35 protein-coding genes, 1 tRNA gene and 1 pseudogene are annotated in these 26166 nt (G+C 58.0%); 25 read left to right on the forward strand and 12 right to left on the reverse strand.

The window, feature by feature from the left end:
- Positions 1 to 91: 91 nt before the first annotated feature.
- Positions 92 to 1042 (reverse strand): class I SAM-dependent methyltransferase, encoded by a 951-nt coding sequence (locus OIM99_RS18585; RefSeq protein ID WP_311851942.1) that lies wholly within the window; start codon positions 1040 to 1042, stop codon positions 92 to 94.
- Positions 1043 to 1400: 358 nt separating this feature from the next.
- Between OIM99_RS18585 and OIM99_RS18590 the strand changes: the two genes are divergently transcribed.
- From OIM99_RS18590 to OIM99_RS18680, 19 genes are all read left to right on the forward strand, one after another.
- Positions 1401 to 2720, forward strand: coding sequence for a tyrosine-type recombinase/integrase (locus OIM99_RS18590; protein ID WP_311851943.1), 1320 nt, complete (start codon positions 1401 to 1403; stop codon positions 2718 to 2720).
- A gap of 104 nt (positions 2721 to 2824) precedes the next feature.
- A complete protein-coding gene (locus OIM99_RS18595) occupies positions 2825 to 3073 on the forward strand; it encodes a hypothetical protein (RefSeq protein WP_311851944.1) in 249 nt (82 codons plus the stop codon).
- Between the two features lie 3 nt (positions 3074 to 3076).
- Positions 3077 to 3337: a DUF6074 family protein gene (locus tag OIM99_RS18600; protein WP_311851945.1), complete on the forward strand. Its 261-nt coding sequence runs from the start codon at positions 3077 to 3079 to the stop codon at positions 3335 to 3337.
- Positions 3334 to 3912, forward strand: a complete 579-nt coding sequence (locus OIM99_RS18605) for a hypothetical protein (protein WP_311851946.1) — start codon at positions 3334 to 3336, stop codon at positions 3910 to 3912. Before OIM99_RS18600 ends, OIM99_RS18605 begins: the two co-directional genes overlap by 4 nt.
- 178 nt (positions 3913 to 4090) lie before the next feature.
- Entirely contained in the window at positions 4091 to 4315 is a 225-nt protein-coding gene (locus OIM99_RS18610; RefSeq protein WP_311851947.1) for a hypothetical protein, read from the forward strand.
- Positions 4312 to 4611 carry a hypothetical protein gene (locus OIM99_RS18615; protein WP_311851948.1) on the forward strand — a complete coding sequence of 100 codons (300 nt, stop codon included), beginning with the start codon at positions 4312 to 4314 and terminating at the stop codon, positions 4609 to 4611. Before OIM99_RS18610 ends, OIM99_RS18615 begins: the two co-directional genes overlap by 4 nt.
- Positions 4612 to 4966: 355 nt before the next feature.
- Positions 4967 to 5839, forward strand: coding sequence for a hypothetical protein (locus OIM99_RS18620; protein WP_311851949.1), 873 nt, complete (start codon positions 4967 to 4969; stop codon positions 5837 to 5839).
- A 166-nt stretch (positions 5840 to 6005) separates the two neighbouring features.
- Positions 6006 to 6563, forward strand: a complete 558-nt coding sequence (locus tag OIM99_RS18625; protein ID WP_311851950.1) for a recombinase family protein — start codon at positions 6006 to 6008, stop codon at positions 6561 to 6563.
- Positions 6564 to 6707: 144 nt separating this feature from the next.
- The gene (locus OIM99_RS18630; protein ID WP_311851951.1) at positions 6708 to 7148 is read left to right on the forward strand and encodes a hypothetical protein; all 441 of its coding nucleotides are present in this window, start codon (positions 6708 to 6710) and stop codon (positions 7146 to 7148) included.
- Positions 7145 to 8551, forward strand: a complete 1407-nt coding sequence (locus OIM99_RS18635) for a hypothetical protein (protein ID WP_311851952.1) — start codon at positions 7145 to 7147, stop codon at positions 8549 to 8551. Before OIM99_RS18630 ends, OIM99_RS18635 begins: the two co-directional genes overlap by 4 nt.
- A gap of 184 nt (positions 8552 to 8735) precedes the next feature.
- Complete coding sequence (locus OIM99_RS18640) at positions 8736 to 9371, forward strand: hypothetical protein (protein WP_311851953.1); 636 nt, start codon at positions 8736 to 8738, stop codon at positions 9369 to 9371.
- Between the two features lie 2 nt (positions 9372 to 9373).
- The gene (locus OIM99_RS18645) at positions 9374 to 9748 is read left to right on the forward strand and encodes a hypothetical protein (RefSeq protein ID WP_311851954.1); all 375 of its coding nucleotides are present in this window, start codon (positions 9374 to 9376) and stop codon (positions 9746 to 9748) included.
- A 3-nt stretch (positions 9749 to 9751) separates the two neighbouring features.
- Complete coding sequence (locus tag OIM99_RS18650) at positions 9752 to 10033, forward strand: hypothetical protein (protein WP_311851955.1); 282 nt, start codon at positions 9752 to 9754, stop codon at positions 10031 to 10033.
- Positions 10027 to 10332, forward strand: a complete 306-nt coding sequence (locus OIM99_RS18655) for a hypothetical protein (RefSeq protein WP_311851956.1) — start codon at positions 10027 to 10029, stop codon at positions 10330 to 10332. The genes OIM99_RS18650 and OIM99_RS18655 overlap by 7 nt, the downstream gene beginning before the upstream one ends.
- On the forward strand, positions 10332 to 10724 hold the full coding sequence (locus OIM99_RS18660; protein ID WP_311851957.1) for a phage tail assembly chaperone: 393 nt from the start codon (positions 10332 to 10334) through the stop codon (positions 10722 to 10724). Before OIM99_RS18655 ends, OIM99_RS18660 begins: the two co-directional genes overlap by 1 nt.
- Positions 10725 to 10741: 17 nt before the next feature.
- A complete protein-coding gene (locus OIM99_RS18665; protein WP_311851958.1) occupies positions 10742 to 10954 on the forward strand; it encodes a hypothetical protein in 213 nt (70 codons plus the stop codon).
- Positions 10951 to 11460, forward strand: coding sequence for a hypothetical protein (locus tag OIM99_RS18670; protein ID WP_311851959.1), 510 nt, complete (start codon positions 10951 to 10953; stop codon positions 11458 to 11460). The genes OIM99_RS18665 and OIM99_RS18670 overlap by 4 nt, the downstream gene beginning before the upstream one ends.
- Positions 11461 to 11469: 9 nt before the next feature.
- Positions 11470 to 13140 (forward strand): hypothetical protein, encoded by a 1671-nt coding sequence (locus tag OIM99_RS18675; protein ID WP_311851960.1) that lies wholly within the window; start codon positions 11470 to 11472, stop codon positions 13138 to 13140.
- A 49-nt stretch (positions 13141 to 13189) separates the two neighbouring features.
- Positions 13190 to 13591 (forward strand): hypothetical protein, encoded by a 402-nt coding sequence (locus tag OIM99_RS18680; protein ID WP_311851961.1) that lies wholly within the window; start codon positions 13190 to 13192, stop codon positions 13589 to 13591.
- Between the two features lie 2 nt (positions 13592 to 13593).
- Here the strand turns inward: OIM99_RS18680 and OIM99_RS27870 are convergent, their stop codons facing one another.
- The 5 genes from OIM99_RS27870 to OIM99_RS18705 form a co-directional block, all read right to left on the reverse strand.
- Complete coding sequence (locus OIM99_RS27870) at positions 13594 to 13977, reverse strand: helix-turn-helix transcriptional regulator (RefSeq protein ID WP_409371524.1); 384 nt, start codon at positions 13975 to 13977, stop codon at positions 13594 to 13596.
- A gap of 177 nt (positions 13978 to 14154) precedes the next feature.
- Complete coding sequence (locus OIM99_RS18690) at positions 14155 to 14580, reverse strand: DNA mismatch endonuclease Vsr (protein WP_311851962.1); 426 nt, start codon at positions 14578 to 14580, stop codon at positions 14155 to 14157.
- 3 nt (positions 14581 to 14583) lie between these two features.
- Positions 14584 to 15666 (reverse strand): DNA cytosine methyltransferase, encoded by a 1083-nt coding sequence (locus tag OIM99_RS18695; protein ID WP_311851963.1) that lies wholly within the window; start codon positions 15664 to 15666, stop codon positions 14584 to 14586.
- Between the two features lie 66 nt (positions 15667 to 15732).
- A complete protein-coding gene (locus OIM99_RS18700; protein ID WP_311851964.1) occupies positions 15733 to 16677 on the reverse strand; it encodes an O-methyltransferase in 945 nt (314 codons plus the stop codon).
- A complete protein-coding gene (locus OIM99_RS18705) occupies positions 16677 to 18038 on the reverse strand; it encodes an ATP-binding protein (protein WP_311851965.1) in 1362 nt (453 codons plus the stop codon). The genes OIM99_RS18700 and OIM99_RS18705 overlap by 1 nt, the downstream gene beginning before the upstream one ends.
- 620 nt (positions 18039 to 18658) lie before the next feature.
- Between OIM99_RS18705 and OIM99_RS18710 the strand changes: the two genes are divergently transcribed.
- The gene (locus OIM99_RS18710; protein WP_311851966.1) at positions 18659 to 18904 is read left to right on the forward strand and encodes a hypothetical protein; all 246 of its coding nucleotides are present in this window, start codon (positions 18659 to 18661) and stop codon (positions 18902 to 18904) included.
- Positions 18905 to 18990: 86 nt separating this feature from the next.
- Here OIM99_RS18710 and OIM99_RS18715 read toward each other — a convergent pair whose 3' ends face one another.
- The 3 genes and pseudogenes from OIM99_RS18715 to OIM99_RS18725 form a co-directional block, all read right to left on the reverse strand.
- Complete coding sequence (locus tag OIM99_RS18715) at positions 18991 to 19287, reverse strand: hypothetical protein (protein ID WP_311851967.1); 297 nt, start codon at positions 19285 to 19287, stop codon at positions 18991 to 18993.
- Between the two features lie 160 nt (positions 19288 to 19447).
- Positions 19448 to 19666, reverse strand: coding sequence for a hypothetical protein (locus tag OIM99_RS18720; RefSeq protein WP_311851968.1), 219 nt, complete (start codon positions 19664 to 19666; stop codon positions 19448 to 19450).
- A 148-nt stretch (positions 19667 to 19814) separates the two neighbouring features.
- Positions 19815 to 20058 (reverse strand): annotated as a pseudogene (locus OIM99_RS18725) (helix-turn-helix domain-containing protein); the annotation flags it as partial.
- Between the two features lie 90 nt (positions 20059 to 20148).
- On the opposite strand from OIM99_RS18725, the gene OIM99_RS18730 reads away from it, so the two are divergent.
- From OIM99_RS18730 to OIM99_RS18740, 3 genes are read left to right on the forward strand one after another with little or no spacing between them, the layout of a single operon-like run.
- Positions 20149 to 21018 carry a hypothetical protein gene (locus tag OIM99_RS18730; RefSeq protein ID WP_311851969.1) on the forward strand — a complete coding sequence of 290 codons (870 nt, stop codon included), beginning with the start codon at positions 20149 to 20151 and terminating at the stop codon, positions 21016 to 21018.
- Positions 21015 to 21422 carry a hypothetical protein gene (locus OIM99_RS18735; protein WP_311851970.1) on the forward strand — a complete coding sequence of 136 codons (408 nt, stop codon included), beginning with the start codon at positions 21015 to 21017 and terminating at the stop codon, positions 21420 to 21422. The genes OIM99_RS18730 and OIM99_RS18735 overlap by 4 nt, the downstream gene beginning before the upstream one ends.
- On the forward strand, positions 21419 to 21637 hold the full coding sequence (locus OIM99_RS18740; RefSeq protein WP_311851971.1) for a hypothetical protein: 219 nt from the start codon (positions 21419 to 21421) through the stop codon (positions 21635 to 21637). The genes OIM99_RS18735 and OIM99_RS18740 overlap by 4 nt, the downstream gene beginning before the upstream one ends.
- Before the next feature lie 3 nt (positions 21638 to 21640).
- On the opposite strand, the gene OIM99_RS18745 is transcribed toward OIM99_RS18740, so the two are convergent.
- Positions 21641 to 21865 (reverse strand): hypothetical protein, encoded by a 225-nt coding sequence (locus OIM99_RS18745; RefSeq protein ID WP_311851972.1) that lies wholly within the window; start codon positions 21863 to 21865, stop codon positions 21641 to 21643.
- Positions 21866 to 22067: 202 nt separating this feature from the next.
- A tRNA-Gly gene (locus OIM99_RS18750) sits at positions 22068 to 22141 on the reverse strand.
- A gap of 305 nt (positions 22142 to 22446) precedes the next feature.
- Between OIM99_RS18750 and OIM99_RS18755 the strand changes: the two genes are divergently transcribed.
- A complete protein-coding gene (locus OIM99_RS18755) occupies positions 22447 to 23328 on the forward strand; it encodes a helix-turn-helix transcriptional regulator (RefSeq protein WP_409371538.1) in 882 nt (293 codons plus the stop codon).
- Positions 23325 to 25397 (forward strand): 3-hydroxyacyl-CoA dehydrogenase NAD-binding domain-containing protein, encoded by a 2073-nt coding sequence (locus OIM99_RS18760; RefSeq protein ID WP_311851974.1) that lies wholly within the window; start codon positions 23325 to 23327, stop codon positions 25395 to 25397. Before OIM99_RS18755 ends, OIM99_RS18760 begins: the two co-directional genes overlap by 4 nt.
- Here the strand turns inward: OIM99_RS18760 and hpaI are convergent, their stop codons facing one another.
- Positions 25398 to 26165 carry a 4-hydroxy-2-oxoheptanedioate aldolase gene (hpaI, locus tag OIM99_RS18765; protein WP_311851975.1) on the reverse strand — a complete coding sequence of 256 codons (768 nt, stop codon included), beginning with the start codon at positions 26163 to 26165 and terminating at the stop codon, positions 25398 to 25400.
- Between the last annotated feature and the right edge of the window lies 1 nt (position 26166).

Consider the following 26166-nt stretch of genomic DNA (forward strand, 5'->3'; position numbering starts at 1 on the left):
TCGCCTTAGCCGTCCTGGAGGTGATTACGGCGGCCCGGCGTCTGGATCGCTAAACTCATCTCGTAATAATGTATTGCGGAATCTGTGACACCTATCGGCGCAAACCTATAGTACCGAATGCTCCGGTAAGAGATGTACCAATCCGGTAGGCACGAGAGGACTTCAATTCCGCGATCTGCGACCGGAAATTGCTGCAATCCATCTCCAGGCCTGCCTTTTGCGCTTCCAGTGCACTTACCAGTTCCTTGAATTGAATCGTTTCCCTAACCAATTCATCTGCCCGAGCCTCAAGCTCCTTCACCTGCGCTCGCATGAAATCCATTTCGATGATGGCAGGCGGAGGATTCTGGTCGTTGTAAACATCGATGCAACTTCCAAAGAACTCTCGATCCGCGAACGCGAATGTTCCCGCAAATTCCTGCCGCATGTATGCGCGATACATGGCCGCCGATTCCGGGAAGGCCAGAAGGAGCTTGTTCGGGATGAGCAACATGGGCCGAAGCCTTCCGCCTTCGGCTAGATATCGAACCAATCCGCTGATGACGCCGGACCAATGCGGATTAAAGATGTCGTCGAGCGCTACAATCCCCTGCTTACAAATCGACTGTTCGGCCAGCTTCAAATCATGAACCGTCGTTCGTTCATCGTGGCCGCCATCGATGGAAAAGAACCTGACCAGGCCATGGTTCGCTATGGTCTCGCTCGTCATCTGAAGCGAGTTTCCTTCGATGACGGTCAAATGATCTCTGCCCCAAAAGCTATCAACGTTTTGAAGAAACTTCTCCTTGTCGCCCTGTCCCGAATTGTCGATGTTCTGATCTTGGTGGCCGAATAAATCGATCGCGACGCCTTGTTCGTTTCCTGCCAAGGCAAGCGCCAGCGCCAGGAAATAACGCCCATGATGGATTCCGACCTCGCAGGCATTGCCCGAAATCCCTTGCTGCGTCTGAAACTTCATCAGCGAATGTGAATAGGTTGCTGTGCTATTCACGAGCCAGCCTTCCACCTGTTCGATCCGGCCCATGTAGGTGTCAAACGACATAGCAACCCTCGTTATGCCCAGTCAGCTCCAAAGAGTTCCGTTCTTAATAAGACGAAGAAGCCGGACCCGATATATGCGGCCGGCGATGCTCCCGATCAACCCGCGCTGTAAATCTTCAAACGGGCAAATGAATCTAAATAGCTGAAATCATTGGAGCGGGTGAAGGGAATCGAACCCTCGTATTCAGCTTGGAAGGCACATATTCTTCTATTTCTGACGTTTACCTAACGTTCCTCTGGATGTCCAAACAATTGTTTTCATAGCCGTTTAATTGAGTTCACATTCCGTTCTTTTCTTGTATATTCCTTTGCCGTGCCTCCCCAGTGCCACCCCGGGATCTGTTGAGAAAGACCGTCAAATGCCCAAGGCCCGACTATCGAAGCGGGTTGCCGACAGCGCCCAAACAGCCGCTACCGAGTACATAATCACAGACACGGAACTTCCAGGTTTTGGGCTTCGCGTCAGGCCCTCCGGTCATAAGTCCTGGATTGTTGCCTATCGCGCACCTCCCGGGGGCCGCACTGCACCTAAGCGTAAAATGGTGCTTGGCGTCGACACCGCCATCACCGCGGATGAGGCACGCCGGCGCGCGAAGCAAATCCTCGCATCCGTGCGCTTGGGAAGCGACCCGGCGAAAGCAAGAGACGAAGCCCGCGCAATGCCAACCTTCGGCGAGTTTGCGGAGCAGTTCATAACCGACGTCTGCGCCCCGCCCCATTCGCTGCTCAAGCCATCAACAGCCAGGCTTTACACCGACAACCTTCGACGCCTGGCAATTCCCCAGCTTGGAAAGCTGAAGATCGACGCCATCACCCGCGGCGACGTCTCGCGTATGCATAGGAAGATCGGCGCCTCACACCCGACCAGCGCGAACAATGTCCTGGTGACGATCGCGGCCATGTACAAGCAGGCCGTTGTCGAAGGGCTAGTACCAGAAGGAACGAACCCAGCCCGCGGCGTCGAGCGATATAAGACCAAGGCGAAAGAGCGATTCCTCACCACCGTGGAGCTCGCGCGACTTGGCGAGGCCATCCGCACGGCCGAGACTGCCGGCCTGCCTTGGGCGCTCAACGATCTCAAGGACCCGACCAAAGCCAAACACCGCCCCAAGCAGTTCGAGAATACGATCGTCGTCGTGCCACGCGACGTCACCGCCGCGCTCCGACTGCTGATATTCACCGGCTGCCGAAAAATGGAAATCCTAGGCCTGCGGTGGAGCGAGGTCGATTTCGAGCGCGGGATATTGCTTCTTGCTGAGACCAAAACCGGTCGACGCACCGTAGTGCTCAATGCGCCGGCGCTGGCCATCCTCAGCGAGCAGGATCGATCGAGCGAATACGTGTTTCCTGGTGAAGATGTCACCGACCATCGCCAAGACATCACCGGCTATTGGTATCGGATCAGGCAACATGCTGGTCTGAATGGAGCAGACGGTAGCGAGCCGGTACGCCTGCACGATCTTCGCCACTCCTTCGCATCGTTCGGCGTGTCAGGTGGCATGGGGCTGCCTATCGTAGGCAAGCTGCTCGGCCACAGCCAGGCCGCCACGACGAGCCGGTATGCACATCTCGACGCCGATCCGGTGCGGCGCGCATCCGAGCGTATCGGCGCGCGGATAGCTGCGGCGATGTCACCTGAATTATCCGAAAGTGAAAATGTAGTGCGGCTGAAAAATTGAACCATCATCATGCACAGCCAACAAAAAAGAATTCAAAGCGGCTGTTGCAAACGGCGACAATTTGAGCCCTATGGAGAGCACCCTAAATTACGAATGGGTGCAGTATGCAAGCCAATGCCAATGCTATCAAGCTTCTAAGACGTGCCGAAGCTGCTGACTATCTTGAAAAGACGCACGGCCAGCCGTGTAACAAACAATACCTAGCAAAACTCGCCGTCACCGGCGGCGGTCCTGCCTTCCGCAAAGCAGGAAAATTCCCGCTCTACTCCCCCGCCGACCTTGATGCATGGGCCCTCGCCCGGCTCTCTCCGCCAGTGCATTCCACGGCGGAACTGCCACGGCGCGGAGCCTAAGCCATGGCAGCAATCGTCCCGTTTCCATCGAGCCGGCGCGTTGCGATGGTGCAACGCCTCGCGCGTCAGATGCTCAGCTATAAGCAGGCCAGCGCCGACAAACTGCTGGCGTCTCGACTCAAGAAGATGGCTGAGACACTGTCCGCGCATGGCGTCCCTGACGAGCTTGCCAGTGCTGATGTCGACGCCTTCCATGCGGCTGTGCAAGCCGAGCTATGGCGGCAGACATTTACGCCTGAGCGCCCACATGGCGGTGCTGCATGAGAGGGCGGCACGACGCGACCGGCCGATCTACCGGAAAGCCAGCTGACAAACGTGATAGGAAACTCAATAGCCCGCCCAAGGGCAGCAAATGGACTTGGTTCACCGTTGAAATGATGGTCTCGCCTGCGTGGCGCGAACTCAGCATCAATGGACATCGCGTTCTTCAGAGGATCTGCATAGAGCATGCAGAACATGGCGGTAAAGCCAATGGGACGCTGCCCGTCACCTACCGGGATTTCATTGAACACGGTGTGACAGGGAAGCATCTGCATCACGCCATTGTCGAGGTCGAAGCCCTGGGATTCGCCGTTCGCGTCTCGCGCGGACACCGCGCCTATGGAGCCGAGAGCGGCGTCCCGTCTCTCTATCGGCTTACATTTGTCGGTGTTTCTACTGAGACCGATCGCTGGCCGGCGACCAACGATTGGCGGCGAATAAAAGATGCTTCCGCGGCGAAGCAAGCCGTAAGGCAGGCACAGCAAATAGCCGACGAGCAGGCCCGCGAAGATCGCGCCAGGCGCAATCCGCCAACGCCGGCCAAGTCGCCGATGGGTCTTCAGGAGGCGCTTTCATGACCCTCCCAAAAGAATTTCCCCAGATGGACAAAAGTCCATTGGTCCCGATGAACAAAAGTCCACTACAGGGAAAGTCCCTAAATGCAAAAAGCTCAACAAAACCCAGATGGACAAAAGTCCACTACTATATAGATTCTGGTTGTGAGCGCCGCGAGTGCGCCACGATCGGCGGTGCAGCATGACCCGCCACTCTCCCCGCGAACCTTTCGACGTCTACGCCGGCCGCGTCCGTGTCGGCCGCCTTGAGCCGACCGAGTCCGGCGTCCAGGCCTATGTCGTCGATGATACCGACGGCGGGCTCCGGTTCGTTGGCACAGCTCCAACCGCCAAGGAGGCCCAGGGACTGATCACGGCGGCACGCGCAGGCGCGTCCGCCCGTTCGGAGGAGGCAATAGCGCCATGATCATGATTTCCGCCATCGGCAGTCAGGGGCCGGTAGCGATCGTCGCCACTGACAATCAGCAGCAGCATTCGGTCCATGCGATCAGCCGCGCGCCCGAATACGAGGGGCTGCACCAGGCCCTGGCCGCTATCGACCCTGGTATATGGGAGAACCTTCAGACGCTGCTGCGCAACCATCCCGCAGGCATAACTTTCACCCTGCTCGACGAAGTCGGTAGACGGCGCATAGCCGACGCTATCCGGCTTGAGAGAGCCCGGCGTGCCTTTGAGGCGGCCCGGAGGGCGCCAGATGCCTGAGGACGATCACCGGATATCTCTGCCCGCACCAGAGTGCGACGTCCTCATCGGCTTAGCCAGGATAGCTGCTTGGCTCGGTCTAAGCGCCGGCCAATGCCGGCAGCGGATAGAGAACGGATTGATCCCAACATTTCGCGTCGATCGAAAGCCCACGGTTTATGCTTTGAAGAGCGAGATCAATGCAACTGCACGAGAGGCCCGGGATCGAGCAAAATTGGGGGCAAGCTCAGTTTTGGGCGGACGCGAACCAATCAGCCAGGACAGCGGCGGCCGCGGATCGGACAAGAAGGGCTTTGCCAGGGGGTAATTGTCAGAATACACCCCGAAAGGGGCTATTCTCACAAAAGGGGGCGAAATGAATCGGCAGAGATTGAATAGAAACGATCGTCTTTTGCTTGCTGTCTTTGGCAGCATGCTGTTCGCGCTCATTTTGATCGCGTTTGCGCCCATCGGGGATGAGGCATCGCTGAATGTGCGGGTTTGGGCCGCTGTTGCCTCTCCGATTTTCATCGCTACCGCAAGTACCTTCATCGCTGCATTTGCCGGCACGTGGGGCGCGCAGCTATTGGCCGAGCGAACCGCTAATCGCCGGCTGATGCTATCAGAAATGCGCGGGGTTAATGCTGCTCTTGGTTTGGCTTTTAATATAACAAACACGTACATAGTTTTAAAAAAACAGTATGTGAATCCATTGGTGGAGGCCTATGAATCTCAGAATGTCGCCAGAAAGGCTCACCCAAAAGGAGAGCCTTTCCATTATCGCCTAGACCTATTGAACCTAACCCCACCGTTTTCACCGATCGACGAACTGCGCCAGATTTTGGGAGAGAAAATCACGCCTGACGGTAAGGCTCTCGTTTTACTAACTCCGTTGGTCCAAAGCATCCAGGGAGTCGCGGACACGCTGACACGCCGAGACGCTTGGATTGCCGAAATCAAGAAGCTGCCCGATAGCTCGGATAAACTCAAAGCGGCAATGTTCTTCGGCCTTCCGCAGGAGGGAGGCCTTATAGATGACCGCTATCCCACTTTTGTGAAGGGCCTTAAGGACCAAACGGACGACTGCATTGCTTTCAGCATTCTTCTAGCAGAAGCATTGCTAAAATACGGAGAACGCCTCGCCATGTTATACGGCGAAGGTGCGCCTAAGATATCGAAAGCACACTATGGCAAAGCGAAGAGCCTCTTACCGGATATGACATTGTATCAAGACTGGATCGCTAATTGAGTTTATTTCTCCCTGGAAGCCAGAGGCTTTCGCTCACTTAAAAAGATGGCGAGTTCGGACCGCTGATCTTTTCATTCGAAACTCAAGACTTTTGCATAAACCCTTGACGCTCGGCTTATCAACGCATTAGCTCATGCATAAGATACTTGCATAAGTGGAGTGCCAGATGGCGACCTATGGCTATGCGCGAGTTTCAACAGACGGTCAGACGCTCGACGCGCAGTGTGACGCATTGCTGGCGGCCGGTGCTCAACGTCTCTTTCAGGAGAAAGTCAGCGGCGCAAAAGCCGATCGGAAGGAGCTTGCGCGCGCCATACGGATACTCGATCAAGGCGATCTTCTTGTCGTCACGCGGCTCGATCGATTGGCTCGATCCACCCGAGATTTGCTCAATGTTCTGGCCACAATCGCAGAGAAAGGCGCCGGTTTCCGCTCATTGGCAGATCCATGGGCAGATACGACAACGCCTCATGGTCGCTTGATGCTGACCGTTCTTGGCGGCCTGGCCGAATTTGAGCGAGAGCTCATAAAATCACGCACGTCAGAGGGGCGATTGAGGGCGGCTGAGCGCGGCGTGCACATGGGGCGGCCGGGCAAGCTATCTCGACATCAGCGTGAAGAAGCTCGCCAAGCCCTGGTCAATGGCGGGGCCACACAAGCCGATCTGGCAAGGCGTTTCAATGTCAGCCAAGCAACGATTTCGCGCCTAGCCATGACGGCGTAATATCAGCGAAGTTGCTTGATAGACGGCAGCTATCGGCGCCATTTCAGGCGACAATCGCCATTAGCCCAAAATATTTTTCAGCACTCCTCAGCGCGCATTAGCGCTCCTCAGCAGCGCTCAGCATGAGGGAGCGTCGCGCAGGCGGTGACGGGCCTTGTCGACGTGCGCAGGCATGGCATTTTCGTAGCCATGCAACACGCTCGCACCAACACCGCGTCGGCAATCGCCACCACTCGCTCCAAGGTCAGCAACGGAACGCGGCTGCTTGAAAACGTCGATGGTCGGTCGAGCTTAGCCCGACGCTTCCGCGATCTCTATCGTGCTTACGAGGCGGAGATCGGCGGTGCCCTGAACGAGATCGATCGCGGTCTGATCCGCCAGGCCGCCAGTCTCAGCCTACGGGCGGAGCGGATGCAGGCTGCCGTCGTGCGCGGCGAGGAAGTCGATAACGACGCGCTGATCCGACTGTCTGGCGAGAGCCGACGTATCATGGCTTCGCTCAGGACGAAGGCCACCAAGCGCAGGCCCTCGGGCCCGCCGTCGGTCGACGACTATCTGCGGAACCGCCAGGAGGCGCTGGCGTGAAACCTCGCGTTACCATGCGGGAAGCCCTGGCTGATCCGAACTTGTTGGGGGCTGCCATTCCCGGCGATTCTTGGAAGGTCTGGCGCACGCTGCTGATCGCCATGATGGGCGAGGCCTTGACCGATGACGAGCGCGTGATCTTCGAAGCGGTCACCGGCCGGCCCCATGAGCCCGGACAGCCCGTTGATGAATTCTGGGCCATTGTCGGGCGCCGCGCCGGCAAGACCCGTGCAGCGGGCGTTCTGGCGGCTTACGTCTCGACATTGTGCGATCACAGCGGCTTGGCTCCGGGAGAGCGTGGCGTCCTGCCGATCATGGCCGCGACCACGGAACAGGCCGATCGCGCATTTCAGCATGTGACGGGCGTCATCAGTCAGGGAAAGGTCATTGCAGGTTCAATCCTGAGCCAGACGGCCGATCTCGTTCGCCTCAACACCGGCATCGATATTCAGATCAGGCCGGCAAATTATCGAACCATTCGCGGCGTGACGAGCGTGGCCGCCATCGCGGACGAGGTCGCCTTCTGGGCGATCGAGGGGAGTGCTAATCCAGATGCCGCGATTTTGGCAGCGGTGCGCCCCTCTCTGGCAACCACCGGCGGCCCGCTGTTCGTGATTTCCTCGCCGTACGCCCGCCGCGGCGAGCTATGGTCGACCTACCGTCGTGATTATGGCGTGGATGGCGATCGGCTCATTTTGGTTGCCAAGGGAACGTCGCGCTTCTTCAACTCGACCCTGCCTCAGGCGACAATTGACCGGGCCTATGCGCGCGATCCGCAGGCCGCAGCGGCCGAATATGGCGGCGAGTTCCGATCGGACGTCGAGGCATTCGTTACGGCTGAGGCGATCGATGCCGTCGTTTCCCGCAGCGTCCGGCAACGAGGCTTCCTTCACAGCACGAAATACTTTGGCTTCGCGGATCCGAGCGGCGGCAGCCGAGATGCATTCACCATGGCGATTGCCCATGCGGAAGGCGATAAGGCTGTGCTCGACGTGGTGCGCGAGCGCCGGCCGCCGTTCTCACCAGAGGGCGTGGTCGAGGACTTCGCCAAAACCTTCAAAAGCTATGGGATCACATCGATTGTCGGTGATCGCTACTCCGGCGAGTTCGTCAGAGAACTCTTCCGGAAGCAGGGCATCAGCTACGAGGTTTCCGAAAAGAACAAGAGCGAGATTTACAGTGAACTGCTGCCTGCCATCAATTCGCAGCACGTCGATCTGCTCGATAACGAGCGAATGACAGGCCAGCTTGTCCAACTAGAGCGCCGCACCTCCCGGACAGGCAAAGATTCCATCGATCATCCGCCTGGCGGGCACGATGACCTGATCAACGCCGCAGCCGGCGCTTTGGTCAAGGCGTCTCCGCTCGGCCGCCCGCAATACCGCATGCTGGAGGTCGTATGAGACCATGTCCGGTCATGCCGATGATCCGATTGTCGCGCGTCGGGATGCGCGTCGGCGATCGTAGGTCCGCGCGTTGTGCTTTTCCTGCGGGCTCTAGCGATCGAGGGCGGTCCGCTGCTCTCGATCGCACCCAATTCGCCAGCCAGACGGCTGCAGACCGATCTCATTTCCCACGAGGCCCAGAATGCTCGACAAAGTGAACCGGCGTCCAAGCGCCACTTTACCGCTCGACGAACGGATCGTCCTCGCTTTCGAAGGCGATGACCTGACCGTCGACGCTCTTACAGACCTGCTCGCCGAGGTCGATGCCGAATCCAAGATGGCGGCTGAGGCCTGCGAGAAGGCCAAGGAAGCGCTGCTGTCACCGACGTTGCGCCCGGCCGCCCTCGACGATGCCAAGCGGTTTGCGGAGGCCGCTGAGACTCGCCGCGATCGCCTTGCTCTTGCCGCCTCACGGCTGCCCGATCGTCTCGCCGACGCCCGCCGGCGCGAGCAGCGTGCACGGATCGCGGCTGAGCATGAGGCCGCGAGAGCGGAACGGGACGCGCTCGCCGCGGAACTCGCCAGCACGTATCCCGACCTGGCGCGCACCATGGTGGACTTGCTGTCTCGCCTGGCGGCCAACAATCAGCGCATCGCTGCCATCCAGCGTTCCGGATACATGCTCGAGCCGCTGCGCTCGGCAGAGGCTGTGGCCCGCAGTCTGCCGGCTAACTGGGAGGTTCGACCGGCTTCCGGCTTGGCCTCCCTTCTTCTCTGCCACCTTCCTGCATTCACCCCCGACGCGCCGCAATGGCCGCCGCAATCTGGGAGATTTTGATCATGAGTACGCAACGATATGCCGTCGGCCGCAACGGAACCAAGCGCATCCTGCGCGATGGCGAGGTGCTGCGCGACGGGGAGTCCGTCCTGGTGAGCATGCTTGCCAAGGATGGCGCGATCCGCAAGCCATTAGCGATGATGACGGATGCCGAGCGCCAGACGATGCGCGATTCCGTCAAAGGAATGCCGCTGTCCCAAGCTGCGGCTCTGCCGATTTACGATGCTGTGCGCGGGGGCGTCATGAGCGGACGCTCGGCGCCGGAGCATTATGCGCTGATCGACGGCGCCCAGCCGGATCGAACTGCCGCGCAAGACCGGGCCGATGCCTATCGTGATGGCTATGTCGATCGGCTCAGCATGGCATGGAGGGCTTGAACCATGCGCGTCATGAACATCAGCTCGGGCCCGCGCGGCCTCAATGGGGTGGCCGGCACAGTTTTGCTGCAGCCCGGTGAAAGCCAGGACATCGAAATGACCGAGATCGAGGAACGCAGCGCCCGTAGGACGGGCAATTTCCATTTCGGCACCGGAAAACCTCCGGCCTCGACGGAAGCGGAACTGCGCGAACGCTTCGCCGGGATCTCCTCCCAGCAACAAGCCCAACGATGGCCCATTGAAGAGGTTAAGCGCCGGCTTCAAGAAAGGGGCATGCTATGGTGACGTCAACGTGGCCGAACCGCATGCAGGCCTTCGAAGCCGGCCTGCAGCATCTGTTGCTCGTCGAGCCTCCTCCCACAAGCGATCGTCTGCGCGCGCTCGTCGAGCAGCATGAAGCTGATTTCACTCAGATGCATTCGGCGGTGAACCGAATGCTCGATCGAGCGGCGACCTCGCCCCTCATGGGCGCCCTCGTCGATGGCGGCGCCAGCATGATCGCCGAGAAGATGGACAAGCTGCGGACGCTTTTCGAACAGGTGAAGGCGCGGGTCGACGGCAATTCAACAGAAGGAAATGCATAATGGCTGAAAAACGAATTGGTCAGTTCGTCTATCGCTGCGAACCTCTCATGGGGCGAGAACCGTGGGCCTTGCTCCTTGACGTCAAAAAAGTGCTCGCCCCGATGGGTGGCATTCTCGGCGCTTCTTCCGCCGATGGCTTAATGGACGCCACGCGCCTCATGGCCGGCGAATTGTTCAACGCGCTTGGCGCCGTCGATGATCAGGCCGTCCTCGACCTCATGGAGCGTCTTGTCGGCATGTGCAAGGTCGATGGTGCCCCATGTGTTTGGGGCGTCAAACCTCAGAACATGAGCGATACCTTCGAAGTCGTTCTCTTCGTGCTGAAGGTGAACTTTGAAAGTTTTTTCAGCGAAGGCCCGGTCGCCAAGTATCTGAAGGCGGTCGCGGCCTGATCTCGGATGAGGACTATGTGCGTATCGCTCCCGATCTCGTTGACTACCCACTCATCTGGCGCCCGATCCTCGCCGATCCGCCAATCTACAGCCTTGCGGAGTTCCAGCGCATGACTGTGGAAGAAGTGCTCATCGCGAACCAGATCCTCGATCTTCGCAACGAGATGCACGCGCGCGCCCTCGCCGAGGCCGAGCGGGAAGCCCGAAACAACCAACAGGCAGGCCGATGATCAAGGTCACCACCAAAATTGAGCGCAAGGGTAATTCGAAAGAGGCGTTCGATAAGATTGTGAAAGCTCTCACGACTGGCCCCAAGGGCGTGAAAGTCGGCTTTCCGGCAGGCACAACTGACAGCAGGATCGTCGCCTACGCGACTTATAATCACGAAGGTACGAACCGCGCCAAAGGTGATGTGTTTTTCAAAGGTGGCAAGTTCGGTATCTCAGGACCAACTCCGCCGCGCCCTTTCATTACGCAGGCGATGTTTAAGGGGCGCCATGCAATTCGGCAAAGAATGCGCAATGGCGCGCGTGACATTTTGAATGGCACGAAGACGCTTCAAGGCGTCCTTTCCGAAGTCGGAGAGCTTGGCCAAGGCCTGATCCAGAAGCAAATCGCGATGGGGATGGGGCCGCCAAATTCACCGATGACGATTGAATTGAAGGGTAAGGGTAAAAAGCCCCTGACCGATCAGGGGATGATGCGCAGTTCTGTTCATTGGGAATTCGAGAAATAGGGCTAGCCGATGATCATTGATGAACTGATCTCCAAAATCTCATTTCAGATTAGCAGCCTTACCCCACTACGGCAGGCAAACTCAGCGCTCGATCAACTGCAGCGGCGTATGGCCCATGTAATGAGAGTCGGCGGCCCGTTTGAGCGGGCTTTGACCGGTAATATAGGTGGGGCTGCTTTCTGGCTTACCCGTGGCGTGATGAATCTTGCCGGCAGCTTTCGAAACGCTGCCATTGGCGCCGGTCTGCTAAAGGCTGGCATTGGCGCGTCCGCTGTAGCATTCGGCTATTTCGTCACCAAAGTGGCGGCAGCCCGTCGAGAATTGCAGATCTTTGGCCGAGCCAACCGCACGACGCCGGGCAATGTCGAAACCATGGAAGGGACGTTCCGGGCGCTCGGCGTTCCGGCAGATCAGGCCAAAAGCGGTATTGCGGCCATCGCCGGCCAAGTAAACGACAGCATCGCCGACGGCAAAGGTGGCAAACTCGATTGGGGCAAGAAATTCGGCATCTCGACCATCCGAGATAATGGCGTCCGACGCGATCCCGCGGTCATCTTTGATGAGGCGGCGAGGTCTTATCTGGCGCGACATCTGCGCGCGGAAGGCCTCCGCAAGTCCGAAAGCGATGCCAAACTGGCTCTCACGAACGAGCAGAATCCGTCGAAGCGCGCAGCACTCCTGCGTCGCCAGCGCGGTGCCGCCGGCGAAGCGAACAAGCTCGAGGTACAGAACACCGAACTCGCCAAGGGCGCCGGATTCACGCAAGAGCTGATCGGAACGCTTCGTGGTCTCAAATCCATGGGCGATTACATCGGCGCTCAGATCCAGGCCAAACAGGACCGGCCAGGCCGCACCGCGGTCGACGAGGCCAACTTCGCCAAGTTGGCAAGGGCCATGGATGACGCCACCACCAAGGCCGGCACGCTGGCCGAAGCGATGGCGAGCTCCGCAGCCCCGGCGATCACGACGTTCATGAACGGCGTCAACGGCTTCCTCGACGACATGATCGCGAAGGGCAAATATCTTGGCCTGATCCGCAATACCCCGTTCGACGAAGAGCAGCGGCGCGCCCAGAACCGTGCCGCCAACTCGGTCAACGATCGTGCCCGCCAGGACCCGGCCACGATGCGCGCGGCAGCTGCGGCCCAACAACTGAAGGAACAGGGATACGGCGGATCGATCCTGTCGCAACTCCTACCGTCGGCGAAGGATATTCTGGTCACGGCTCTCGACCGTTGGAGCAAAGCGCAGGAGTTGGTCCAGAAAGCCGCGACCGATCCCGCTGCGGGGCCGGATGGTCTGAAACAGGCAGCAGAGATTCTGAAATCTGCTGGCGAGGAATTGAAGAAAGCCTATGCCGAGGTCGAGCGTCAGGGGCCGAACAAATCCGGCCGGAACACGATCGAGCAAATCGGTGACCTGATCCGTAAGATTGATCAGCCTAATCAAGGGGCAATCCAGTCAATCATCAAAATGCTCGGCTCGGAGGCGGCGCGCAGGCCGGACATCTCCAACTCGGGCAACGATCAGCGCACCTTCGGATCAATCACGATCCATCAGACGGTGACCGGCGCAACAGCCCCTGGAGCGGCAGCATCCGCGGTCCGCGGCGCTCAGAACGCGCTGGGACCAACGGCTGCGAAGCTAGGAAGCACGACGGGTGCTCCGAACGGGTTGTAGCCTTAACCAGTTTGTCTCGCTATCCTGCCGCCAAATAGAGGGGCTAATCGTGAAACGCTGGCAATGGGGCTTGATCGCGGCGGCAGCGGCCGCAGTGCTATTTGTTAAGGTAGACGCTGCGGCGCCAAACGGCGTTGATACAAAGATTCAGGTCGCCATGCCTTGGCGCGTACCGATCGATAGTCTGCCAGCCTATGCTATTCGCAATGGCAGCTTGAACATGCAGAACGCGGATACGGCTAAATGGCTCAGTGAGAGAAATGAAGCAGTGACGATCATCGGTTTGCTGCCTTCCTCCGAGGGCCTCTACAACTTCAGCATCTGGCTTTCGTCGCTCGGACGCGACCATCTGCAGGCGGCAACCATTGCGCGGCAAGCTAAGGAGTACGAAGCAGCTAAATGGGCGAAGATCATGTCAATTCCACCCGCGCCGACGGAAAAGTCATATTGACATTAGCGCTTACCTAAGCCTAGCAGTTTGTCGATTTTGTTTTCGGCATTGTCATCTAGATCGGAAAATGCGGCGTCCAATACGTATCGATCCCAGATGCGGCGCCCGCCTATCTTTTTTGGCTTAGGCATCTGCCCACTTTCCACCATCTGATCGAATTTTGTGGTGCTTACACCGATCCAGCGAGCTGCGCCTTCACGGGATAAACCACGAGGCGGATAGGCGACAGGATCAGGCCGCATGTTCGAGCGCATTGCTAATTCTTGACGCAAGCGTTCGGCGATTGGTTCGAAAACGGGTCCGCGCCGCTCAATCAGTTGTTCAACATAATCCAGCGCGCGCTCTATGCGCTCTCTCGGTACTTCTGAACTTGCGGCCGGCCTCATGAGAAGCATCATGCCCGGTGGAGTTGTTGCTAATGAGGCGACACAAAAAATGCCAATGGCTAGATTCGTCTAACTGATCACATGAATTGAGGCGTCGGGTGGAACCTTAGGTATTTCAATGCACTTGTTGCTTCCGGTCGCTGAGTACCACGAAGCTTCGTGAAGCATAAGTCGATTTTAGCGACCCGTCCTGGGCAGATCGAAGAACTCGATCAGTATCTGTCTTAAATCCGTTGGATCTCTTGTTTGGCACTGCCATATGATGAGTGTCCGCCAGCCGCTTATTTCGAGTTCTCGGATCGCGCGCTCATCTCGTTCGACATTGAGTTTGAATTTCGTCTGCCAGAACTCCTCGTGGGATTTAGGCATCGTTGCCTTCTTGCAACCCTTGTGTCGATGCCAAAAGCATCCATGGACGAAAATAGCGGCAGACCTCCGTGGAAACACGAGATCCGGTGTGCCGGGCAAGTTTTTGACATGCAGACGAAATCTTAGGCCCAAGGAATGGGCGATGCGTCTAACTCTAAGCTCCGGCGTAGTGTCGCGTGCTTTAATGCGCGACATCAGCCAAGATCTTCTCTCGATACTTAGGCGATCAACCATACGCTATTCGGCTGCAATTCCTATCGCTGCGTCAAGGCCTAATTTTTTCCGTATCGCCAGGAAGACTGCTTCGGCGACGATCGGCGAAACACTATTCCCTATCATCCGAAAGCTATGCCAGATCGTTGGATGAAACATGTGGCGATCCGGAAATCCTTGAAGTCGCGCAGCCTCGCGAACTGTTATTACACGTGGCTCTTCCGGATGAAGCGGACGAACGGCTTGGCGCGAGCCTTTGTCGGCACCTGTGCCGGCGCGCAAGGTCGGGCATTGGCCGTCCCATGTCAGTCGTGGATGACGCCCGATAGGATCAGTGGAACCTGGAACCACGGATGCGAAACGTCGAGCGACTTCTGCTTTATGCTCGACAATTCTATGGCCGGCGAAGCGACCGTCGTCACTGCGGAGAAGGCGTGCATACTCTGAAGGGCGCCCGCGCTTGGTAATGCGCCAATAGTCGAATTCATCTTCCAAGATGCCGAGGGGCTCCGCTTCGAGAAGATCGGCAATCGCCGATTTGACGGTCGCTGCGGGTCGCTCGAATGCACGAATATCAGCCAACTCCAAGGGAGACTTCGCTTCCTTATCTGTGCCGATAATGAACACTCGACGTCGACGCGTAGCCGCTCCGAAGTCGGCCGCATCCAAAATCACAGGACCTAAAATGTCATATTGGTCAGCGACCTGTTCGACAGCAGTATCTAGAACTTTCCGGGATTCGTCGGAAACCAGTCCTCGTACATTCTCCATAACGAAGAACGTTGGTTCCAACTCGGATACGATTCGAAAAAAATGAGACAATAGCTTTCGGCGGGGATCGCGTATGTCTCGCCGACCTATGTCACTGAAGCCTTGGCATGGCGGGCCCCCGAACACGCCAGTGATCGGACTGCCGACTAGTTTGGTGATTTGGGTCCCTTTTAGTCTTCCTATGTCGCGTAGATGGAGGCTAGTTTTTGGGAAGTTCACAGGAAACGAGGACGTAAGCGTCGCGTCGATGTCGAAAGCGGCGGCGACATCGAACCCTGCATTGTGTGCTCCTAGGGAAAATCCTCCACATCCGCAAAAGAGATCGATCAGTTTCATATATCGTGCCTATCACCCGAGGAATTCAGCAGATTGTATAGCATTCCTGGAATCGGATGGCGATCGCTAAGTTATTATCTGCGCAAAGGCCGGATAGTATCGATAGTAGTTAGTGAAGGCCTCCAGCTTCTCTTCCTCCAGATCGAAGCCCAATGCCTGAACTTCAGCGCGAGTCAGCGGAATACCGCTCGGCAGTTTGCTCTGGAGCGCTCCCGCTTCACGAACCGTAAGCAAAGGTGCAATTACCGGTGCGGGTGGCCTGCAAGGCCAATCTACCGCATCAATTACTTGCCTGGCCGTGGTGACGGCTCCTCGAGTTGGTAAAATTCCGCCAACTGTTACCATTGGCGAGTTGTCTCTGTATATGATCCTGAAGGCTCGAAGAAAGCCGCCCGGCCTTGCAAGATCATTCGCTGTAGATTGCATATAATCGAGTGTAAAGTTAGCAAGGGTCTCCTGCATCCTTGCATCTTTGCATTCAGCCTTTGTGAGCTCTTGCGGTACGGACGAGCCGAACAGGTCTCTTAACCGACCTGGCCTATCGCCGGCGGCCCCGTATTTCATTTCGTGCCCATTAAAGGTCACGAGGATAATGCTGCATGGCGGAGCGTTCTCAATGGCCGATCTGATGTCATCCTTGAGAGCTTCATTGAATTCGTAGTCGTAATCCAGCCAGATTACCCAAGGTCGATTTGAAATCGATTCATCGGCGTATAGCTCTGAAAGAACAATCGAAGATAGGCCGTGCTTAACTCGGACGGTTGCGAAAGGAGAGTTAAACTGTGCTCGCTTATAGCCAACATCGTTAGCTTCGATTGAATACATATCGTTTATTCGAAGCATCTTGTGCGCTAAGATGAAATCGGTAAACCATATCGAACCGAAGCCAACATATACGGCGTTATCCAACTCGAGCTGCGCTTTCAGTTTTTGAATGCCATCAAATACGAGTTGGCGCTGAATAGCTTTGCTGGGGCGAAGGCTATAGTTTACTACATCGAAAGATGCCATTATTCGACTCCGACTAAATCGTCATAGGCATAGTCGAAGGATTTTAGGCCAACATCTCGGTAGGTCATATTGATGTTGCCAAACTCTTGCGCCAGTTTTCGCAGTCGTTGCGCTGATACACTGTAGCCAATGTTAGCCATCTTTTCCGATGTTCGCGTTTGAAATGTTGGAAGATTGACAGATTTCCGCGCGGCGACCGAAGCAATGGGCACGGCCACGGCTTCGCTTTCCTTTTGCTTCGCTTCTTGCAGGGCCTGTTTGCGTTGGTTGGTATACGCGATCCATTCTTTGGATACCTGTCGCATCTTTGGTCGCGCACGCCTGAATACCTCAGAGGATGTGTCGACGCTTCGCTTCGTGGTAGTCAATGGCAATGCCGCGGCATTGGCGGCGGTAAACAGAATGATCCCGATGAAGCCGGCGTACTGATAATGCCATTGTGGCCAGTCATCTGTTCCCCATCCGGTAATCGATGACTTATCGGCTGCCAATACGATTCTTCCGTTACATACGACGTACCAGCCAAATCTTCGGTCGCCTTCGTTACTTTCGTCAGGCTCAATATCTTCTGGTGGAGGGGCCGCCATGCCTCCAATGATTTCAATCGATACAGCGTCTCCATTCACTTCGTCTTCATAGAGCTCTCTCATAGGCTGATATTCATCGCTTTGGCGCAATTCGATCGCCCATCCGGAAATCCATTCTCCGTTGAGCGATATTTTCAAGCCGCGCTGCAAATGAAGCGAATAGTCCCGAGCGATAGTTCGGCGAAGGTTCTGCAGAAATGCCGGACTGCTTAGGGAGCTTTCTGAGCTTGCGGAAAGCTCAGTCACACTTATTTCGACGCCGTCCTCTTCGAGGCGATCATCTTCAATAATGTCGAAATCCCAAGGTGGATCGTTGTTTTCAAGCCATTGATTTACGTCGATTGGAACGGCAAAGGCTAATCTATTCCCATTGGTCTCTTTGAAGGTGCTCCTAACTTTAATGTTGGCGCCGAGCTTGAACACGGCTCGCTTCATTCCGATTCCGTAGACGCCGATACTGTAGTGCTCCTGGTCTGCAGTTGCATTGCGACCAAAACTGAATGCGTGATCGGCAGCTGTATCTAATGACATGCCACCGCAATTGTCTCGAATGACAAAGCGCTCTGATGATGCCTCGATAGATATTTTGTAGCCCGAAAGGTTCGTATTATCCGTTAGCATCATGGGATGACTGCCTTCTCTGCTCCAGGCGCTGTCGATGCTGTTATCGATCAAATCCAGAACGCAGTCTTCAAGGCTAATGTCTCGCGTAATCATGCGAACAAAGAACGCCTTTGTTGGATAAGCGTGCGCAGTCACTTTCTCAATGGTCATCTTTATCCTCGCCCATTGCGTCGTGTTTTGTAGGTATTGCTGCACGCAAGTTAGTTCTTCCCATGGGGTGGGACCACATTTCCAGAAGTCATTGCGGCGCGAATTCTTTCGGCGATAGCCCACGCTATCACCATGACCAATGTGCTATTCATTTTGGTCTCCCCCGAGCCCAAGAGGGAATATTTGCCTAAAATCTTATCGGCAGCAAGCCTGGCGATATCCGACTATTTGCCATCTTCCGGTACTTCGATCACGATCCGTCCCGGCCGTGGACCAGGGCGTCGTCGCGGCTGCATATTCGGCATTGCAGACTTTTCTCGGACTGCTCGTAGAGCGGGATTAATCTCCGGCTCTGCGCGTTCAATAATGGACGGAGGCGGCGGGAACACTGCGCGCTCAACTTCGTCGACGTTGTAGAGGACTGGGCCCAAAAAGTTTGAGGGTCGTATCTTTCCGGCTTGCACAGCCCTTTCTATCGTCGCCGGCGACACGTCGAAGAGGAATGCGAGCGTTTCGATGCGCGCCGCGATCCGGCGATCAGGTCTGACGATAGAGTTGGCAGCTTTTGTCATAACCTAGCGCTAGCCCATCAACACGTGCCTTATAGGAGGAATGCCATCATGAAAGGCACAAGTACAGATGAGCCCATGGTACAGATTACAATCGACCGCAAAGGCAATGTGATCCGTCGAGAGCGCATCGGCCGGCCCTCAACGCCGGAAGAAATAGCAGCAGTGCGAGAACAGCTACTTAACTTAGCCAGAAGCATCGGCCGCCAACTGGCCCGAGAAGATCACGAAAAGGAGATGGCGAAGATCGCTGCAAGGAATGATGTGAAAATGTCAGATGCTGGGTCGTCAGACTAGCCAATGCGTTCAAACATCATCTTCGCCTACAATCCCACCCTGGTTCTCCAGCTTGTCGATCCGCTTGACCTCTGAGCCGTTGAACTTCAGTCAGACACCGGAGCCGGTCGCTTACGCGTAACGGTGCGTTGACGGTCCTTTTGCATATTCATGACCCCCAATACGCAAGGATCGATTTCATCTGACTGTCGTTCTGCAAGAATCTTTGCCTCGATCGAGGGCCAGTGCCAGCGCAGGATTTGGCCCCGATTTATGTGCGGAGCGGGGATAAACCCCGTCTTTCTCCATTCATCGAACGTGAATATGCTGATTTCCAGGCGAGCGGCGGCGGTCTCTTTCGAGACGAAAACGGCTTCGGTCGCGCGCTCCGCCCTTCTCGCCATCATCAGCCTCCGAGTGCTCGGACAGGCCGGCTTGAGAATAATTCCGCGAACATGCTGAGACCACCCGGGACAAAAGCCAAGACTAGCAGTGCGAAAACGAACAGGGACAGGATCGCGTAGAACACGAATGCGGGGAGCCTGTTCTTTATCGGGTCATCCATTATGGTGCTACCGATGAGGTCCTAACGACCTCAAGCTCAGATTCTAAGGCATCCGCGACAGCCTGGAAGGGGGCGGTAAATTCGATGATATAGCCGTCTTTACCTTCGTATAAATCGACAACAGTTCCCAGCGATCCAGCAGGGATTATGCGGTCGGACCCGCCAAATTCAGTCTTCTCGACCTTGAGCCGGACAACAGCAAACAGAGGAATGCCCATCACGAGTTGTCCTTCTGCCGCTTCTTTTGCTTCAGGTTCCGCAGGTCAGCCTCAGCCTTACCGCGACGTAGCTTTGCCATTCCGCTCGCGGGCGAGGCGCCGTCAGGGATTTGCTCTGAAGCACGCTCTTTGGCGTCTGCAATTCTTGCGTCCAGGCTTGCTCCTTTCTTCAGCCGTACACCCGGTCCCTCGCCATTCTCGGCTACGAAGATCACGCCGGCAGCTTCTAGGGCGCGCTGGAGATCGCTAAGGGTCCGAGAATACGGCGCGCGCTTGCCTGCCTCGAAGTTTGCAATCGTCGCCTTAGCGACGCCTGATGCATCGGCGAGTTGGTCCTGAGACCACCCAACCATAGCCCGAGCCCCCCGGCATTGCGCAGCAGAGATATCCACTTTATAGCAACCTTGCATTTTTGATGTTGACTACATCATCCGTATAAGTCTATACCATTAATGTAGTCTTACATCAAAGCGAGATTGCTTATGCCGAACTCCACCGTTCCGGCAGCCGCTACCGGCTTGCCTAAATCCACCCGCCGCCGCGTCATCGCTGGGCTGGCGGCCGCGCCGGCGCTTGCCGCTCCGGCTCACGCCATCCCTGGAGATGCCGATGCCGCGCTCCTGGCCCTTTACGATCGCTGGTGCGCAGCGCGTCGCTCGTATGCGCAAGTCCTTTACGCGTTGGGGAGCGCGCAAGAGCAGATGAAAGCCGCAGGAGCGATCCCTGATGCGGCTCAGTTCCAAAATCAGCCCCGTCGGGCCATTCGCACCTCAGCAGACTGTGGCGATGATTTCTGGCAGGAGCTTCGCGACTTAGCGAACCGTTCTGGCCCGAACGGAACATATCGTTTTCGTCCGGAATCTTATGCCGAGATGGCAGCCCGAGTGGATATCAACGAGTGGGTGCCGTTCGATGCCAGCGAGTGGATCGGCGGTCGCATCCTGATGCAGGATAGCAACTGGATCGCTCCATATAGCCCGCCCTTGAGGGCGCGCGTTCGCGAGATCTTGCAGACTTATCTACCTTGGAAAGCCGAATACGACCGCCTAGCTGCGGCGTTAGGCTTGGACGAGAAGCGAGCCGCGGTGAGGGCTGCATCAAAAGCGGAGAAAAACCTGGCGCTGGAAATATCCGCATTGCACGCGGCAACCCTGGACGGCCTGAGAGCCAAGGCAACGATCGCCGGCTGTGACTACTACGATCGAGAAACGGCCGTTGCTTCGCTGGAAGAGCATATCAAGGCCCGAGAAGAAGATGCCTTCATGCTTTCAGTCATCATCGATCTGGCCGATTGGAATTTCATCAGCGCCGAGGCCCGCATTTTGAAGGGCGAACAGGAAGGCACGTCATGAGCAACCTTCCCGTTTCCGTTGATCTGCTACGCGCCCTTGAAGTCATGGACGTCGTCCCGGCCGGATGCGTCGGCATTCCCGTGCGCGATCATTCGTTCTCGCCGCATCTGAAACCGGGCGAGATAGCCATCGTCGACACGACCGACAAGTCGCCAGCCTATGGCGAGTTGTTCGTGCTCACGTTCATGAGCGGCCGCGGTCCTATCCGCCAGATCGTCCAACTTCGGCGCAGCGGCTTCGCCGGCTCTGATTCCGAGCAGGTTGGCTACTGGTATGCGTTCGCGTTCCGTGGGCAGGAAAAGCCCAATGCGGTGATGATGGACGGACCGCTTAGGCACGACTGTTGGCCGGCGAAATGCGTGGGGCGCGTCATCGGCGTCATTGTCGGCGGTGCGGTCCAATGACCCGCCGTTACGAGCCATCTGAGGCCGACATTTACGATGGCCGGCGCTGGATTGGCCGTGTCTGCACCAAGGCAGATGGATCCGCGGAGGCCTATGTGGTCGAGCCGGACGGTGAAACGCTGCGCTATGTGGCGAAGGCGCAGACGACACAAGAAGCAGCCAAGATCGTGCGGACAGCCGCTGCAAAACCTGAGGCAGTCAAACGCGCATCGTAGTGGCTACTGGATCCAGCCCTGTTGCGTGTGAACGCGCCAGCCTCCCTCCGAGCGTTCTTCAGCAATCAGGGCATCGCACTTCGCACATATCCATTGATCGCCACGTCTGTGTGCTTTGATCTCCATAGCGTCGCTCAGAACCGGCGTGCCGTCGCGGACATTTTCACGGAAGTAGCCGGCGCAATGTCCCGAGCAGCAGGTGATCTGTTTGCCGTGCGCGGCCTTCATGTGGGCTTCCTCGATCGAGTTCCTGTGGATCGTACCGCAGGTTGCTCCGCGCCAGCCATAGACTCCCGCGCGCGGCTGACTCGCCGAGCTTGAATGGGTTGCTGACGAGAAGCGTGCCACCCCGGTGCCGCCCAGCCCCAGAAGCATATCGTGGAGCGCCTGAGCGCTGGCTTATTTATTCATATAAAACAATTAGATAAATTGGAGCGGGTGAAGGGAATCGAACCCTCGTATTCAGCTTGGAAGGCTGCTGCTCTACCATTGAGCTACACCCGCATCTGCCTGAGCAGAATTCGGCTTATAGGCGGGCAATGATTCACGTTCAAGCCAGGAACGGACAATCCAACAGGCAATAAGAACAACGTTCCAACAGGAGCAAATCCCCTGGAGCAACGCCTCAGCATGTATTATAATACATCAAGACCGCGGTTGCTGCGGAACTCTGTATGTATTATTTTTCCAAGCACATGAGCTCTCCCTCGTCCCCCTCCTCCGCGCCGCCCAAACCGGCTCCCACCCGGTCCCACGCCTCTGGCAAATCAGAGGAAACGCCGCCGCTGTCGACGGCCGCTTCCGCTGTTTTGAGCGTCGCGACGGTGCCGGATGCGACCTATCTCAACGATCTCGGCCAGCGCGTCCGGCGCATCCGCGCCATTCGCGGCATGTCGCGCAAGGTGCTGGCCAAGACGTCGGGCATTTCGGAGCGCTATATCGCCCAGCTTGAAGGCGGCACGGGCAATGTGTCGATCGTCCTGCTGCGCCGGATCGCCCGTACGCTCGGCATGCCGGTCGAAGACCTCGTGATGGACGCACCGGCCGACTGGCTTGCCGTGCGCGAACTGCTGCGCACTGCCGCACCCGAACGTGTCGCCCGCGCCCGCTCCATCCTCGCCGGCCAGGGCCTGCCGCTCAACATGCAGGCCGACAAACTGCCGTCCGATCGCATCGCTTTGATCGGCCTGCGCGGCGCCGGCAAGAGCACGCTCGGCGAAGTGGTGGCGCGCAAGCTCGGCTGGAAATTCGTCGAACTCAACAAGGTGATCGAGCGATCGCTTGGCCTCACCATCACCGAAATCTATCGGCTCTACAGCCAGGACGGCTATCGTCGCGCCGAACTCGCGGCGCTGCGCGAGTTGATCAACACCAACGAGCCGATGATTTTAGCCACCGGCGGCGGCATCGTCGCCGAGCCTCTGTCCTTCGAACTCCTGTTGTCGTCCTTCTATACGATATGGGTCAAAACCACTCCCGAGGAGCATATGAAACGCGTGCGTGACCAAGGTGATTTGCGACCAACAGCCAGTGACCGCAACGATCGCACCGCCATGCAGGAGCTGATCGCCATCCTGACCAATCGCGAACCGCTCTACGCCCGCGCCAATGCGACGATCGACACGGCCGGCGCCACCCTTGAACGCAGCACCGGCGATCTGATGGCCGCAATCGCACGAGCCGGCCAGTGACTTCACCTGTTTCCGTGAGCCTGCGCGACCGCATCGCGATCGCGACCATCGACAATCCGCCCGTCAACGCCGCCTCGCAGGCCGTGCGCGCCGGATTGAAAGAAACCATCGAACGCCTCGGCGCCGATCCCGCCGTGGACGCCATCGTCATCGCCTGCGCCGGCCGCACTTTTGTCGCCGGCGCCGATATCAGAGAATTTGGCAAGGTACCGATGCTGCCGATTCTGTTCGAGGTCACCGCAGCGATCGAAGCCTGCCCGAAGCCGGTGGTCGCCGCCGTCCACGGCACCGCACTCGGCGGCGGCTGCGAGATCGCGCTTGCCGCGCACGCGCGCGTGCTGCGCAAGGATGCCAAGCTCGGCCTGCCAGAAGTCAAACTGGGTCTCGTGCCTGGCGCCGGCGGCACGCAGCGCCTGCCGCGCTTCACCGGCATCGAGAAGGCCATGGAGATCGTCTCCAGCGGCCGCATGATCGACGCGCAGGAAGCCCAGACCTATGGCCTCGTCGACGTCTTGACCGATGGCGATGTGATTGAAGCTGCCGCCGCGCTCGCCAAGAGCCGTATCGGCACACCGCTCACCCGAACCGCCGATCGCCCGGTGCCAGCCTTCGATGCTGAGGCCGCCAAGCGCCAGCTCGCCGAGATCGACCGCAAGGCGCGCGGCCAAATTTCACCGAAGGAAGCCGCCAACCTCGTTCTCGCCGCACCGCTCGTCTCGGTGACCGACGGCATCAAGCTGGAGCGCGAAGCTTTCCTGCGGCTCACCCATTCCGAACAAGGCATGGCGCTGCGGCACATCTTCTTCGCCGAACGCGATGCCGCCAAGGTCGATGGCCTTGATGGTGTGGCGCCCCTGCCCGTGACCACCGTCGGCATCGCTGGCGCTGGCACGATGGGGGCCGGCATCGCCGTCGCCTTCACCGATGCCGGCTATAAGGTGATCGTCGCCGAGCGCGACAGCGCTGCCGCCACCGCCGGCAAGGGCCGTATCGACGCCATCTATGCCCGCACCGTGAAATCCGGCCGGTTGAGCGAATCCGCAGCCACCGAACGCCTGTCGCGCATCGACGTGCGCGACACGCTGGAAGCGCTGGCGCCGAGCGATCTGATCGTTGAAGCCGTGTTCGACGATCTCGAGGTCAAGCGCACGCTGTTCCAAACCCTGGCGAAGATCGTGCGGCCCGATGCGATCCTCGCCACCAACACCAGCTATCTCGATCCCGAATTGATCGCCGATGTCACGCCGGGCCCCGATCGCGTCGTCGGCATGCATTTCTTCGCGCCGCCCAACATCATGCGCCTGCTGGAAGTCGTGCGCTGTGCCCGTACGCGACCGGACGTTCTGGCGACGGCGCTCGCGCTCGGCAAGAAGCTGCGCAAACTGCCGATTGTCTCCGGCGTCTGCCCGGGCTTCATCGGCAATCGCATCTACGCCATGTATCGCCGCCAGTGCGAATATATGCTGGAGGAAGGTGCAACGCCGCGCCAGATCGACGAAGCCATGGAAAGCTTCGGCCTGCCAATGGGGCCGTTCCGTGTCTTCGACATGTCCGGCCTCGACATCTCCTGGGCACAGCGCAAGCGGCTTGCGCCGACGCGCGATCCCAAAGAACGCTACGTCAGCATTGCCGACCGCATTTGCGAGGCCGGCCATTTCGGCCAGAAGACCGGCGCCGGCTGGTACGCTTACGAGAACGGCGAACGCAAGGAGCATGCCTTCGTGCGCGGCCTGATCGATGAAGCCGCCAAAGCGAGGGGCCTGCCGCAGCGCAACCTCTCGCCGGAAGACATCCGCATCCGCCTCGTCGCCGCCATGGCGAAAGAAGGCGCGCAGGTGCTGCGCGAAGGCATCGCCCAGCGCGCCTCCGATATCGATCTCGTCTTCGTCAATGGCTATGGCTGGCCGAATTGGCTGGGCGGACCGATGTTCCAGGCCGACCTCATCGGCGCGCCCCGCATCCTCGCAGAAATCGAGGCCATGCAGACGCGCGACGGGCCAGGCTGGGAAGCCGATGCGGCGATCACCGATGCTGTTCGCAACGGCACGCCGATGTTTTCAACCGAATAGTCAGCCGCGCTTGTATTTCGTGGCCGTCGCGTAGACACCCTGCGCGAACAGGCTGATGTCCGTGTTGACGGCGACGAAGAGCGCACCGAGATCGAGACAGCGCTGGGCAAAGGCCTCGTCGGCCATCAATATGCCCGGCGCCTTACCCACGGTGGCGATGCGCTTGATGCAATCCTCGATGGTCGAGCGCACTTCGGGATGGGTGGGATTGCCGAGATGGCCGAGCGCCGCTGAAAGATCGGCCGGGCCGATGAACACGCCGTCGACGCCATCGACCGCCGCGATCTCATTGAGATTGTCGAGGCCCTTACGGGTTTCGACCTGCACCAGCAGACAGACTTCGTCATTGGCGCGTTTGAGATAGTCGGGCACCTTGCCGAAATAGGTGGCGCGGGTGAGCCCGGCGACACCCCGTACGCCCAGCGGCGGATAGCGCACGGCGGCGACGAGCTGCTGCGCCTGTTCCACCGTCTCGACGATCGGTATCAGCACTGTCTGCGCGCCGATGTCGAGCACCTGTTTGATGAGCGACGTCTCGCCGACCGGCGGCCTAACAATGGCCTGCGACGGCGATCCCTTCATCGCTTGCAACTGCGCCATGATCGAGGGAATGTCGTTGGGCGCATGCTCGCCGTCGATGACGAGAAAATCAAACCCGGCCCCGGCGCAGAGCTCCGTCGTATAGGGGCTTGCCAAGGACTGCCAGAGACCGATCTGCGCCTGTTTCGCCTTGATCGCGGCTTTGAAAGTATTGGTCATCGACGGCATG

This window comes from Methylocella sp. CPCC 101449, from assembly GCF_031921685.1.
Classification (GTDB): Bacteria; Pseudomonadota; Alphaproteobacteria; order Rhizobiales; family Beijerinckiaceae; genus Terripilifer.

Excerpts from the sequence above, each read along its gene's own strand:
- OIM99_RS18585 (WP_311851942.1), bottom strand. The coding sequence starts at position 1,042 with ATGTCGTTTGACACCTACATGGGCCGGATCGAACAGGTGGAAGGCTGG.
- OIM99_RS18590 (WP_311851943.1), top strand. The coding sequence starts at position 1,401 with ATGCCCAAGGCCCGACTATCGAAGCGGGTTGCCGACAGCGCCCAAACA.
- OIM99_RS18595 (WP_311851944.1), top strand. The coding sequence starts at position 2,825 with ATGCAAGCCAATGCCAATGCTATCAAGCTTCTAAGACGTGCCGAAGCT.
- OIM99_RS18600 (WP_311851945.1), top strand. The coding sequence starts at position 3,077 with ATGGCAGCAATCGTCCCGTTTCCATCGAGCCGGCGCGTTGCGATGGTG.
- OIM99_RS18605 (WP_311851946.1), top strand. The coding sequence starts at position 3,334 with ATGAGAGGGCGGCACGACGCGACCGGCCGATCTACCGGAAAGCCAGCT.
- OIM99_RS18610 (WP_311851947.1), top strand. The coding sequence starts at position 4,091 with ATGACCCGCCACTCTCCCCGCGAACCTTTCGACGTCTACGCCGGCCGC.
- OIM99_RS18615 (WP_311851948.1), top strand. The coding sequence starts at position 4,312 with ATGATCATGATTTCCGCCATCGGCAGTCAGGGGCCGGTAGCGATCGTC.
- OIM99_RS18620 (WP_311851949.1), top strand. The coding sequence starts at position 4,967 with ATGAATCGGCAGAGATTGAATAGAAACGATCGTCTTTTGCTTGCTGTC.
- OIM99_RS18625 (WP_311851950.1), top strand. The coding sequence starts at position 6,006 with ATGGCGACCTATGGCTATGCGCGAGTTTCAACAGACGGTCAGACGCTC.
- OIM99_RS18640 (WP_311851953.1), top strand. The coding sequence starts at position 8,736 with ATGCTCGACAAAGTGAACCGGCGTCCAAGCGCCACTTTACCGCTCGAC.
- OIM99_RS18645 (WP_311851954.1), top strand. The coding sequence starts at position 9,374 with ATGAGTACGCAACGATATGCCGTCGGCCGCAACGGAACCAAGCGCATC.
- OIM99_RS18650 (WP_311851955.1), top strand. The coding sequence starts at position 9,752 with ATGCGCGTCATGAACATCAGCTCGGGCCCGCGCGGCCTCAATGGGGTG.
- OIM99_RS18655 (WP_311851956.1), top strand. The coding sequence starts at position 10,027 with ATGGTGACGTCAACGTGGCCGAACCGCATGCAGGCCTTCGAAGCCGGC.
- OIM99_RS18660 (WP_311851957.1), top strand. The coding sequence starts at position 10,332 with ATGGCTGAAAAACGAATTGGTCAGTTCGTCTATCGCTGCGAACCTCTC.
- OIM99_RS18670 (WP_311851959.1), top strand. The coding sequence starts at position 10,951 with ATGATCAAGGTCACCACCAAAATTGAGCGCAAGGGTAATTCGAAAGAG.
- OIM99_RS18675 (WP_311851960.1), top strand. The coding sequence starts at position 11,470 with ATGATCATTGATGAACTGATCTCCAAAATCTCATTTCAGATTAGCAGC.
- OIM99_RS27870 (WP_409371524.1), bottom strand. The coding sequence starts at position 13,977 with ATGAGGCCGGCCGCAAGTTCAGAAGTACCGAGAGAGCGCATAGAGCGC.
- OIM99_RS18690 (WP_311851962.1), bottom strand. The coding sequence starts at position 14,580 with ATGGTTGATCGCCTAAGTATCGAGAGAAGATCTTGGCTGATGTCGCGC.
- OIM99_RS18695 (WP_311851963.1), bottom strand. The coding sequence starts at position 15,666 with ATGAAACTGATCGATCTCTTTTGCGGATGTGGAGGATTTTCCCTAGGA.
- OIM99_RS18700 (WP_311851964.1), bottom strand. The coding sequence starts at position 16,677 with ATGGCATCTTTCGATGTAGTAAACTATAGCCTTCGCCCCAGCAAAGCT.
- OIM99_RS18705 (WP_311851965.1), bottom strand. The coding sequence starts at position 18,038 with ATGACCATTGAGAAAGTGACTGCGCACGCTTATCCAACAAAGGCGTTC.
- OIM99_RS18710 (WP_311851966.1), top strand. The coding sequence starts at position 18,659 with ATGAAAGGCACAAGTACAGATGAGCCCATGGTACAGATTACAATCGAC.
- OIM99_RS18715 (WP_311851967.1), bottom strand. The coding sequence starts at position 19,287 with ATGGCGAGAAGGGCGGAGCGCGCGACCGAAGCCGTTTTCGTCTCGAAA.
- OIM99_RS18720 (WP_311851968.1), bottom strand. The coding sequence starts at position 19,666 with ATGGGCATTCCTCTGTTTGCTGTTGTCCGGCTCAAGGTCGAGAAGACT.
- OIM99_RS18730 (WP_311851969.1), top strand. The coding sequence starts at position 20,149 with ATGCCGAACTCCACCGTTCCGGCAGCCGCTACCGGCTTGCCTAAATCC.
- OIM99_RS18735 (WP_311851970.1), top strand. The coding sequence starts at position 21,015 with ATGAGCAACCTTCCCGTTTCCGTTGATCTGCTACGCGCCCTTGAAGTC.
- OIM99_RS18740 (WP_311851971.1), top strand. The coding sequence starts at position 21,419 with ATGACCCGCCGTTACGAGCCATCTGAGGCCGACATTTACGATGGCCGG.
- OIM99_RS18745 (WP_311851972.1), bottom strand. The coding sequence starts at position 21,865 with ATGAAGGCCGCGCACGGCAAACAGATCACCTGCTGCTCGGGACATTGC.
- hpaI (WP_311851975.1), bottom strand. The coding sequence starts at position 26,165 with ATGCCGTCGATGACCAATACTTTCAAAGCCGCGATCAAGGCGAAACAG.